General features: G+C 44.7%; 11 protein-coding genes and 1 pseudogene. 10 read left to right on the top strand and 2 right to left on the bottom strand.

Annotated elements, in window-relative coordinates:
- Nucleotides 1-121 precede the first annotated feature (121 nt).
- The 10 genes and pseudogenes from FTV03_RS15580 to FTV03_RS15535 form a co-directional block, all read left to right on the top strand.
- Nucleotides 122-700 (top strand): annotated as a pseudogene (locus FTV03_RS15580) (FAD-dependent oxidoreductase); the annotation flags it as partial.
- A gap of 96 nt (nucleotides 701-796) precedes the next feature.
- Nucleotides 797-1579, top strand: coding sequence for a bifunctional phosphoribosyl-AMP cyclohydrolase/phosphoribosyl-ATP diphosphatase HisIE (gene hisIE, locus FTV03_RS15575; protein WP_180009539.1), 783 nt, complete (start codon nucleotides 797-799; stop codon nucleotides 1577-1579).
- A 9-nt stretch (nucleotides 1580-1588) separates the two neighbouring features.
- Complete coding sequence (locus FTV03_RS15570) at nucleotides 1589-3091, top strand: UvrD-helicase domain-containing protein (RefSeq protein ID WP_180009538.1); 1503 nt, start codon at nucleotides 1589-1591, stop codon at nucleotides 3089-3091.
- A gap of 46 nt (nucleotides 3092-3137) precedes the next feature.
- Nucleotides 3138-4541: an AAA family ATPase gene (locus FTV03_RS15565; protein ID WP_180042088.1), complete on the top strand. Its 1404-nt coding sequence runs from the start codon at nucleotides 3138-3140 to the stop codon at nucleotides 4539-4541.
- 342 nt (nucleotides 4542-4883) lie between these two features.
- Complete coding sequence (locus tag FTV03_RS15560) at nucleotides 4884-7724, top strand: monovalent cation/H+ antiporter subunit A (protein WP_180042090.1); 2841 nt, start codon at nucleotides 4884-4886, stop codon at nucleotides 7722-7724.
- Nucleotide 7725: 1 nt separating this feature from the next.
- Entirely contained in the window at nucleotides 7726-8091 is a 366-nt protein-coding gene (locus FTV03_RS15555; protein ID WP_078189407.1) for a Na+/H+ antiporter subunit C, read from the top strand.
- On the top strand, nucleotides 8091-9899 hold the full coding sequence (locus FTV03_RS15550) for a monovalent cation/H+ antiporter subunit D (protein ID WP_180042086.1): 1809 nt from the start codon (nucleotides 8091-8093) through the stop codon (nucleotides 9897-9899). Before FTV03_RS15555 ends, FTV03_RS15550 begins: the two co-directional genes overlap by 1 nt.
- Nucleotide 9900: 1 nt before the next feature.
- Nucleotides 9901-10422, top strand: coding sequence for a Na+/H+ antiporter subunit E (locus FTV03_RS15545; RefSeq protein WP_168378198.1), 522 nt, complete (start codon nucleotides 9901-9903; stop codon nucleotides 10420-10422).
- On the top strand, nucleotides 10419-10694 hold the full coding sequence (locus tag FTV03_RS15540; protein WP_078189410.1) for a monovalent cation/H+ antiporter subunit F: 276 nt from the start codon (nucleotides 10419-10421) through the stop codon (nucleotides 10692-10694). Before FTV03_RS15545 ends, FTV03_RS15540 begins: the two co-directional genes overlap by 4 nt.
- Nucleotides 10695-10706: 12 nt before the next feature.
- Nucleotides 10707-11108, top strand: a complete 402-nt coding sequence (locus tag FTV03_RS15535) for a Na+/H+ antiporter subunit G (protein ID WP_168378199.1) — start codon at nucleotides 10707-10709, stop codon at nucleotides 11106-11108.
- An 18-nt stretch (nucleotides 11109-11126) separates the two neighbouring features.
- Here FTV03_RS15535 and FTV03_RS15530 read toward each other — a convergent pair whose 3' ends face one another.
- Both FTV03_RS15530 and FTV03_RS15525 read right to left on the bottom strand, forming a co-directional pair.
- Nucleotides 11127-11321 (bottom strand): hypothetical protein, encoded by a 195-nt coding sequence (locus FTV03_RS15530; protein ID WP_180005485.1) that lies wholly within the window; start codon nucleotides 11319-11321, stop codon nucleotides 11127-11129.
- A 35-nt stretch (nucleotides 11322-11356) separates the two neighbouring features.
- The coding region (locus FTV03_RS15525; protein WP_179994364.1) for a zinc ribbon domain-containing protein at nucleotides 11357-11466 on the bottom strand (110 nt) is incomplete at its 5' end.

The following is an 11466-nucleotide window of genomic DNA, read 5'->3' as shown; positions in this document are numbered from 1 at the left end:
TGGAGCGACAATTGATGTAATTCGAGAATACATCCAAAACCAAGAAAGACCCGACTGAAAAGGCGTGCTATCCATCTCCATCTAAATCACAGATTATAGATGGAGAATTCCGCACATTTAGTTAAAAACCAAAAGCGCACAGCAGCAATGGTTGCTTGAAGTTTCGAAACGCTGGCTGAGTGTTGCAGAATGGTTAGCGCATGTGATTCCACATCCAGATGATCCGCAGCAATGGCTGTCTGCCAACTATCGTGATGTGGTGCTGAGCAAACTTGGTGAAGGTCGTATCGGTATCTTAGGAGATGCGGCTCATGCCATGAGTCCGCAGCTTGGACAAGGCGCCAATATGGCGCTGCTCGACGCATGGGCCACCAGTCAAGCCCTGCTTCAATATCAACAGGATTTCTCACTGCAAAACCTCTGGCAGCAGTATCATCAACTGCGGTTGCCGTCCGTGCGGTTTTACCAATTTTTTAGCCGCCTGCTGACACCGTTTTATCAATCACATCATCGCTGGACAGCGCCGCTGCGTGATATTTCATTTCGTGCCATGTATCAGCTGCCGTTTTTCCGCAAAGAAATGGCCATCACGATTTCTGGCTTAAAAACAGGTGCATGTGGGCAAATGAATTATGCCGACATAGCCCGCAAGTCTGCAGATGATTCTGCGGCTGAACTGCGCAATTTAAAATTTGATTAAGAATTAACTCCCCATCATTCTCTTGATGGCTTACACTATGATGCTGCTCAAATGCTGCGGCATTTATTTTTTGATTTTTGAATTGGTGAAATCCTCATGAACAACCTGCAATGGCTCGATGAAGTAAAATTTAACGAACAAGGCTTAGTGCCTGCTATTGCACAGCATCATCAAAGCGGACGCGTATTGATGGTGGCATGGATGAACCGTGAAGCGTTGGCGCAAACTGCAGAAAAAAATCAAGCGGTGTACTTTTCACGTTCACGCAATAAGTTATGGCATAAAGGTGAAGAATCTGGCCATTTCCAAACCGTGCATGAAATCCGTTTGGACTGTGATGCTGACGTGATTGTGCTACAAATTGAACAACATGGCGGCATTGCCTGCCATACCGGTCGTGAGTCGTGTTTCTATCGCAAACTTACTGCCAATGGCTGGGAAGTTGTCGATGCGCAATTGAAAGATCCGGCTGCAATTTATGGTGCAAAATCAGCAAATCCACATACCCTTGCGATGAATGCGTCCAATGTACAATCTGAGCAAGTCGAAGTACTCGACTACTTAGGTAAAATGATGGCTGAACGCAAACAAGCCGACCCTGAATCCTCTTATGTGGCAAAGCTTTACCATAAAGGTCTGAATAAAATTTTAGAAAAAATCGGTGAAGAAAGTGTTGAAACCATCATTGCCGCTAAAGATTTTAAAATCGAAGCCAATGAAGACAACAAAAACGATCTGATTTACGAAGTGGCAGACCTTTGGTTCCATACCATTGTAATGCTAGGTTATTTCGATATTGATCCACAATTGGTACTTAACGAACTCGCTCGTCGTCAAGGCCTTTCCGGTTTGGTTGAAAAAGCCAACCGTCAGCACTAAGACGCAACCGTGCCAGAGCTTAAAAAACCGACCGCGACCTATGAGCAGGCTACTGCCATAGATAACGCACGTCTAGGCAAATCATTTAAAGTGATCGCCTATGCTGGCACAGGTAAAACCACCACACTCCAAATGATCAGTGATGCCATGCCTCAGCGGCGTGGCATGTACTTGGCCTTTAACAAAGCCATTGCCACCGAAGCACAGAATCGTTTTCATCAAAATGTCGACTGTCGAACCTTCCACTCATTGGCTTATCGTAGTGTTCCACGTGGAGTGACTGATAAACTGCGTCTACCACGTTTAAGTCCCAGTTTTATTGCCAAAGAATATCGACTAGAACCGATCACCCTACGTCGTATGATGGGCGGTCGTTATGAAAAATATGTACTCATGCCTTCGCGTTTGGCGAGTCTGGTGGCAAATGCTGTTAGTTATTTCTGTTCGACCAGTTCACAGTACCCTGCCCCACGACATCTACAAGCACCGAGTTGGTTGCATCCAGACGATATCGAAAGCTTACAAAAGCATTTGTATCCTGCCATTGAACGTCGTTGGTTAGAGTCGATTGATCCGAACCATGCAGCAGGGATTGGACACGATATTTATTTAAAACTTTGGGCTTTGTCTGAACCGAATATTCCTGCGGATTATGTGCTGTTCGATGAAGCTCAGGATGCTGACCCACTAATGCTAGGGATTTTACTGAAACAGCGTAATACTCAGGTCATCTATGTTGGCGATGCGCATCAACAAATTTATGCATGGCGTGGCGCAGTCAATGCCATGCAGCAACTCCCTTTACCCGAATCACGTTTAACCACGTCGTTCCGTTTTGGTGAAGAAATTGCCTTGAACGCCAATGCTCTGCTGGGCGCATTGAATGAAACCGTGCCGTTATTGGGTAATCCGCAGCTCAACTCTAAAGTGGTCAATAAACCGCATACCAAGATGCGCGATGCCATTTTATGTCGTACCAATGCACGTGCGATGGAACTGTTATTGGCAGGTTTGGTCAAAGGTGAAAAAGTCAGCCTGCAAGCAGATCATGCACGACTCAATCGTTTTGTCGATGCTGCAGCCATGCTCAAGCAAGGTAAACGCGTGGTCGATGTCCCAGAGCTTGCATGGTTTAACTCATGGCATGATGTACATGAATATTGCGAGACCAATGACGGCAGCGATATTAAACCGCTGGTGAAGTTGGTCGATGACCACGGTACTGACCCACTGAAAAAGGCACTGGCGAAAATCACCCCGATTGATCAAGCCGACTACATCATCTCGACCGCCCATAAAGCCAAAGGTTTAGAATGGGATCGGGTACATATTGAAGATGACTACCAATTTAAGCTCAACGATAAAGATTATAAAATTAGTGACGAAGAGTTACGGTTACTTTACGTGGCCTGCACACGTGCTAAAGTAAGTTTAAATATCCATCATATTTATGACTTGATGCAGCACTTAAAACGTCAAATGCCCAAATCTTTGGCGCAAGCGGTCAGCTAGTATGATGAAAAAGGTGAATAAACAATAAATCAGTAAAAGGTGCACCATGAAAATACAATCGATTCAACTCAAGCACACCCTTCATTTTACTGATATCACCCTCAATTTTAATTATCACGATCTGCCGATTACCTTAATTTTGGGTGATCAAAGTTCTGGAAAAACCTCCCTACTGCGCTTTAGTTACCAGGCCCTCACTTGGTTTGCTGCACGCTATAAAGATTTGCGTACCGCAGGTGTGGTGATGCTCGATCAAGACATCATGTTAAATCGCTTACAATCGAAACTTGATACTCAGGTCAGTTTTCCCGAAGACATTGGCGCATTTCAGCTTTCAAGTGATCAGCAAGACCAAGACCCACAATGTTGTTCATGGCAACTGTATAAAACCTTAAACAGTCAAGGCGTCGGCCTCAGTAAGGCCGAAACACAGCAATTGGAATCGATGGTTGCGCTGTATCAAAAAGCCCTCAAAGCTGATCCGTTACAAGGGCTGCCGCTCATTGCCTATTACCCTGCTGAACGCTTCGTCAACGACGTAAATATTCTCAATAAAAATAATCCTGCTATTTTTCAGCCTTCACATGCCTATGAAATCTCGGCCATTCCCTTTACCACGTTTATTCGTTTTTTTGAGTGGTTTCGAGAAATATCCGATATAGAAAATGCACAAAGTGCCGAATTAATTCAAAATTTATTACATCCAAAAAACCCAACTGACTCATCCAACACATCTGACACGCCACTTTTTGGACAAAAACTGGCGCAAGCTCAGGCCGATCTACACGCGCCGTCACTCAGATCATTAAAACAAGCCTTAGAGACCGTGTTGCCCGATGTGACCAATATTTATCTGCAATATCACCCTAGATTACAGTTAATGGTCTGCTATCAAGGCAAAGACATGTTGTTTCAACAGTTGTCGAATAGTGTCCGCAACCTTGTGGCCTTAATTGGTGATATTGTGCGTCGCCTGTGCCTACTCAATCCTCATAGCTTATATCCGTGCCAAGAAGGTGACGGTATTTTATTGATCGACGCCATAGACCACCAACTCGATCAAAACATGACTCAAGTGATTTTGACCCGTTTAAATCAAGCGTTTCCACGACTCCAAATCATTGCCAGCGGCAACCGTCCTGAACTGCTGGAACAGGCTTCTCGTTTTCAGTGCTTACAACTACAGAATAAAAAGCTCAGTGAGATTCAGCCTGAAAAACTACAAGAAACTTATGATCAGATTTATCAGCAGTTGCAACTCGGATCAAAGGTATCGCTTCCAGCCAAAACTGAAGAGACTGAATTAAATGAGCCACTGAACAGCCCAGATACGATCCAGCACATGTTGCAATTAATCCAGACGCAACTGACCGAGCAACAGCAACAAGAATTGGTTAGGGCTTTATCACAGCGGGGTGATCAGGACGTTACGATCCAACCGCTAAGTTAAAAAAACTGAGGCTGATTAAGTGAGCGTAATCCATAGCCTCGATGTTTAAATATTCAGCAACAAGGCCGCAATAGATGTCTAGACAGTTTCGTCAGGCGTATAATGTGTAAGTGGTTCATAAAAAAGATTGATGTTGTTTTACGCATGTAATATGATCGGTTTTATTTGCAATTTTCATAGTAACATCGGAAATTGCTATCGCTTTACGAGTTGCGCAACACAGCTTGTTTTTAATTTTTTTGACACACATGGCTTTCAAGATTGAATTTTTGGACTGCTCTTTGCTGTCCTGTAATCCTTGAAAGATGAAATACACCTAGGTTTCACCGCCTAATCATGACAATGGATACGAGTGTGCTACCGATTATTATATTGTTACCGTTAATACTAGGCACAACACTTGTCTCGTGGTTGAAGCAATTCTCTCGCGGGGTAACAGCTTTAGGGGCGATTGGCGTCAGCCTCAGCAGTTTAGTTTTATTATTGAGTCAGGCTCAAGATGTCTTTAATGGCAAAACCATCATTCAAACTTGGCCGTGGCTCACTCAAGTTGGCATAGATTTCAGTTTCCGTCTCGATGCACTGGGCTTATTGTTTTCCCTGCTCATTACCGGGATCGGCACCTTAATTTATATCTATGCCTACTATTATTTAAGTCCAAAGAACTCGCTCAGTAAACTGTATGTTTTATTGATGCTGTTCATGGCTGCCATGCTCGGCATTTCATTGTCCAATAATTTAATTTTATTGCTTATTTTCTGGGAACTTACCAGCATTTCATCTTTTCTGTTGGTCGGTTATTGGAGTAATTACGACGCTGCTCAGCGTGGCTCTCGAATGGCTTTAACCATTACAGGCATGGGTGGTCTCTGTATGTTGGGTGGTTTTGTTCTGTTGGCGCAAATCACGGGCACCTATCAGATTGACCAAATCCTGACGATGAGTAGCCAAATTCAGCAGCACCCGCTTTTTGTACCTACACTGCTATTAATTTTAATGGGGGCCTTTACCAAAAGTGCGCAGTTCCCTTTCCATTTTTGGTTGCCAAATGCCATGGCGGCACCGACCCCCGTCTCGGCTTATCTACACTCTGCTACGATGGTGAAAGCCGGAATTTTCCTGCTTGCACGCTTATTGCCTATCTTTGCAGGCGCGGCGTTGTATCACAACTTGGTCACCTTTATTGGCTTATTTACCTTATGTATGGCGGCCTTCTTTGCCATTTTCAAAGAAGATTTAAAAGGGCTTTTGGCCTATTCCACCATCAGCCATTTAGGTCTGATTGTTTGCTTACTCGGGATCGGCTCTCCCCTCGCAGTTGCGGCTGCCATTTTCCATATCATTAACCATGCGACCTTCAAAGCAGCCCTGTTTATGATCGCAGGGATTATTGACCACGAATCAGGCACACGTGATTTACGAAAACTCTCTGGTTTATGGCAATTACTTCCATTTACAGCAACGCTAACCATGATCACTGCAGCCTCTATGGCAGGTGTCCCATTAACCAATGGTTTCCTTTCTAAAGAGATGTTCTTTACTGAACTTTTAGCCAACCTGACTGGGCCAGTGATGATCGTGTCAGCGATCATTGCCACCTTTGCCGGTATCTTTGCTGTCGCGTATTCGGTGCGTTTGGTTCATGGGGTGTTTTTTGATGGTCCATTAGGGAAAGATGTTCCTAATAAAGAAGCACATGAACCACCGTTTGGCATGCGCGCACCGGCAACCTTACTGGCTGCTTTATGTATTTTAGTTGGACTCTTCCCTGCATTATTGGTTGAGCATATTGTCAATAGTACCGCGCGTGCGAGTATTCAAAATACTGCGTTTGAAGGTACACATTTAGCGATTTGGCATGGCTTAAATGCCCCCCTTTTGATGAGCGTGATTGCACTCTTGGGTGGTTTAGTTTTCTATTTCGCATTGGCGAAGGGCGGCAAATTACGCCGGATCGACTTAGATCCACTTTTGGGTCGATTACAAGGTAAAGTGCTGTTCGACTTATTTTTAAAGCATCTATTACTCAGCTCAAGAAAGTTCCGTCGCTTTACTGAAAATGGCAAATTACAAAGCTATTTATTATGGATTTTGATCTTTAGTGTGGCCATCGTCATCGTTCCATTTTGGCTGCAAGGCATCGGCACAGGCAGCCGTGAACTGGTACATGCACCGGTCATCGCGATCGTTCTATGGCTATTATTATTCTCTGCATGTTGGATGATGCTTTGGTTCCACCATGAACGGATTAAAGCCGTCCTCATCAGTGGTGCAGTCGGTCTAGTTGTGACCATGGTGTTTATCTGTTTCTCCGCTCCCGATTTAGCGTTGACACAGATTACTGTTGACGTGGTGACCACCGTGCTCTTACTCATGAGCTTATCGTTATTACCACAGCTCACCCCTTATGAGTCGAGCGTGTCACGTCGTTGGCGAGATGCATTGATTGCGATTATTGCAGGTCTAGGGATTGCATGGATTTCATGGTTGATCATGACCCGTGATCACAATTCCATTTCATGGTTCTTCATGCAGCAGTCTATCCCACTTGGCGGTGGTACCAATGTGGTCAACGTGATCTTGGTGGATTTCCGTGGTTTCGATACCTTTGGTGAAATTACCGTACTGGGAATTGCCGCAATTGGTACGCTGTGCATGATGGATGGTATGCGTGCTCATGGCACCACCATTACGCAAGGTCTAACCTATCGTTTTAATCCGTCGCCACTGATGTTCCGTATTACCTCATCTTGGATTTTGCCTTTGGCCTTGGTGGTCAGTCTGTATATTTTCCTACGGGGTCACAACTTACCAGGCGGTGGCTTTATTGCAGGTTTAATTACCTCTTTGGCCTTAGTGATTCAATATATTGCGCTTGGTCAAGACCGTGCCGAACAATTGATTGGTGCAAAATCAGGTCGCTTATATGAAGTGTGGATTGGTATTGGTTTAACCATTGCAGGTCTGACAGGGATCGCTGCTTGGCTATGGGGCCGCCCATTCCTGACCAGTGCCCATATCTATGTCTCACCTCCAATTTTAGGCGAAATGCACCTTGCCTCCGCTGCCCTCTTCGACACAGGTGTTTACATCACCGTGGTGGGCGCGACGATGTTAATGATTTCCGTCTTAGGCGACTCGCGTCACTCGAGTATGTCTGGTCCAGTTCCAAGAGGCGAATAAGATGATTAGTTTAGAATTTTTACTCGCTTCAGCCATTGGCTTACTGACCGCAACAGGGGTCTACCTGATTTTGCGGGCACGTACCTTTCCTGTCGTGCTGGGTTTAGCCATGATTGGCTATGCTGTGAACTTATTTTTATTTGTCATGGGACGTATTCATGTCAACGCACCGGCTGTGTTAACTGAAACCACCAAAGCGACCGACCCTTTACCGCAAGCCTTGGTCCTGACCGCCATTGTGATTGGCTTTGCGACCACAGCCTTTATCGTACAATTGGCTCTGCGTAGCCGCTATGAAACCGGAACAGATCATGTGGACTCCAAAGAAGAAATACCGCAAATTGACCCGCGGGAGGATGAGCCATAATGCATGACTTCATCCAATTTTGGACTACGCATAGCCCGATTTTCAGTATTTTAATTCCTGCAATTACTGCATTTATTTTAGTCCTGCTGGGCAACCCCGGCTCTGGTTCTTTGGCGCATGACTGGCGACAACCTTGGCGTCGTGGAATCAGTTATGTTTCAGGCATTCTCGGGCTGATCACATCTATCAGTTATTTGATGATCGCCAGCTCTGGTCAAGTTTTGGTTTATAACTTGAGTGAATGGGCCGCACCATTCGGCATCGTTTTAGTCTTAGATCGACTCTCTGCTTTCATGTTGGTGCTAACCTATGGACTTGCTGTGCCAGTGATGTGGTTTGCCAGCAAAGAATGGGACGAACGTGGTCGTTATTTCCATGCCATGTGCCATTTCTTACTGATGGGTTTGTGTGGTGCGTTCCTGACAGGCGATTTATTTAACCTGTTTGTGTTCTTTGAAATCCTGTTGATGGCATCGTACGTTTTGCTCTTACACGGCCAAGGCAAAGCACGTTTTCAATTGGGTATTCATTACGTCACCATTAACCTATTTGCCTCTGCCCTTTTCCTGATTGGACTCGGGATGATTTACGGCAGTGTAGGTAGCTTAAATATGGCTGATGTTGCACGACTTATGCCTTTGCTTGAAGCGGATCAACATCGTATCGCAGTGGCTGGTGCATTGTTACTGTTTACCGTCTTTGGCATCAAAGCTGCAATGCTGCCTGTAGGGTTCTGGTTACCAAAGACCTATGCTGTGGCAACCACGCCTGTCGCAGCCTTATTCACCATCATGACTAAGGTCGGCATCTATGCCATTCTCCGTGTCAATGGTACTGTGTTTGACGATGGGATTAGCCGTGAAATCTTACAACAGTGGCTGTTACCGATTGGCTTAGTAACCTCGCTCTATGGTGCTTATGGTGCTATCGGAACCGATCGTTTACGTCGTTTTGTCGGTTTTATGATTTTGTCTTCTATCGGGACAATATTGGTTGCGATTTCACTCTTTAATACGGATGCATGGGCTGCGGGGCTTTACTACCTGATTCACAGTACCATCATTGGTGCAGCTTTTTATATTCTCTCGGGTTGGATTACCTCACAACGTGGCGAATTTAAAGATCATTTTAAAATTGCGCCCCATATGAAACAGCATAATACCGTTGCTGTCTGCTATTTCATCATTGCGTTGATGATGGCTGGTCTACCGCCCTTTAGCGGCTTTTTAGGTAAAGTATTTCTCTTACAAGCAACGGCAAACTCACCTTACCAAATCATGATTATTTTGATCGTATTGTTGGTGAGTTTACTCAGTATTATCGCATTCACCCGAGTTGGTTTTGTGCTTTTCTGGCGTTCATCTCGCCCAGAAGATGATATTGATACTGAAGAATATCAGCGTTATCAGGCTTTGCCGAATAAGGCACCGCTTCGTAATGACAAAACCATTTATCTGCTGTTAACAGCGCTTGTGGGATATATGGTTTTTGCTGCGCCGATCTATGACTATACCTACAAAACTGCACAGCAAATTCAAGACAATCCATTATATGAATCGTTGCTACTGAAAAAGGATGAAAAAGGCCAAATCATCAGTGTTCAACCTTATGATCCTGAAAATTTACCTGAAACCAAATATGGTGGTGAATCAGCCGATCCAAATGCACACCTCATTCCTGCATTGATCGCGCCTGAAACACTACATGGCGAGCATATTTCTGAGTATAAGCAACGCCAAATTCAGGGACAGCAACAAGAAGAAAAACTGCCTGAAGAGACCCAACTAAAACCGATGGAGGCACCTTAACATGGCGAAAACATCTGTATTAAATCGCTGGTTTCCGCATCCATTGGTTTCAGTCATGGTTGGCCTGAGCTGGGTCATGTTAGCGCACAGTCTAGATGCGGCCACACTCTGCATGGCCTTGGTTTTAGCCATTGTTATTCCGCGATTGGTTCGCCCTTTTATTGACCGAACGCCGAATATCAACTGGCTGGCAGCATGTAAATTATTCTTTGTGGTGTTATGGGATATTATTGTCAGTAATATCCATGTTGCAAAACTCGTCCTTGGTCCGACACATAAACTGCACCCGAAATGGTTCCGTGTCCCTCTCGATACACAGCATGAGGAAGTCAATTCTTTACTTGCGATGATCATCACCACCACACCCGGTACGGTGTCTGCCGGGATTGACCAAGATCGTGGTGATATTTTGGTCCATGCGCTGAGCACGGATGATCCTGAAGCGGAAATTCAAACCATTAAAGAGCGCTATGAACGCCCTCTCATCCTCATTTTTGGCGCTGATACAGGAGAATCCGCATGACAATTTTACCGTATGCGCTTGGCATCTGTTTAGTTGCTGTGACGATCTCGATGTTACTGTGCCTCATCCGCTTGGTGATGGGACCCTCAATCGTAGACCGGCTACTTGCTTTAGATACCTTATTCTTAAATGCTACCTGTTTAATTGTCATTTTAGGTATTTATTGGGCAAGTACATCAATGTTTGAAGGGGCTTTATTGGTTGCCATGCTGGGGTTTGTGTCTACAGCCGCTTTAGCACGATATTTCACCACTGGCCACGTCATCGACTAGGAGTACATTAATATGCAATTAGTCATGGAAATTTTGGTCTCGATTTTTTTGGTTATTGGCGCTTTTTTCATGTTGGTCGGCGGTATTGGCATGGTTCGCCTACCCGACTTATTTATGCGTCTGCACGCACCGACCAAATCGAGCACCTTAGGCTTAGGAAGTTTTCTAATAGCTGCAATTATTTATGCGGCATTTCAAGGCCGTTTTGGTTTTGCAGAGATCTTGATCACGCTCTTTGCCTTTATTACAGCACCGGTTTCTGCAAACCTTATGGCGCAAGCGGCATTACATTTACGACTGCGCTCGATGAGTGGTGATGCACCAGAAGCGCTCAATCGCCCTCTTCCTTGGCAACGAACTCGGCGCCGTGCCTTTCACTCTAAAGTCCATTCAAAACCGGAAGATCTGGATTAATTCCAGATCCAGTTTTGTTTATGTCTTCGAGCTAAAAAATTCTTTGATTCGCATCCACATTTTTTCAAATACGCTACTTTGAGCCATATATTGCAAACGCTTTTGGTTATATGGCGTCGTTTTTAAACCATATTTTTCAGCTAAATCAATCAGCATATTTGTTTCATAACTACTTTGAAAATGATCAGACCATTTAGGCTGATATTGACTCATCTCAAGATTCGCCAATTCTTGACATCCTCACCCCCTTAAAAGAGGGTGATTCCTACAGCTAGACGCTTATGCCCAAGCGCAAGAATGTTTAGAGCTGAGTTTATATCTCGATCATGAGCTGTACCACAGCTCATGCACTCCCATT

The organism is Acinetobacter sp. YH12218, from assembly GCF_013417925.1.
Classification (GTDB): domain Bacteria; phylum Pseudomonadota; class Gammaproteobacteria; order Pseudomonadales; family Moraxellaceae; genus Acinetobacter; species Acinetobacter amyesii.
This window is presented reverse-complemented; position numbering and strand designations above follow the sequence as displayed.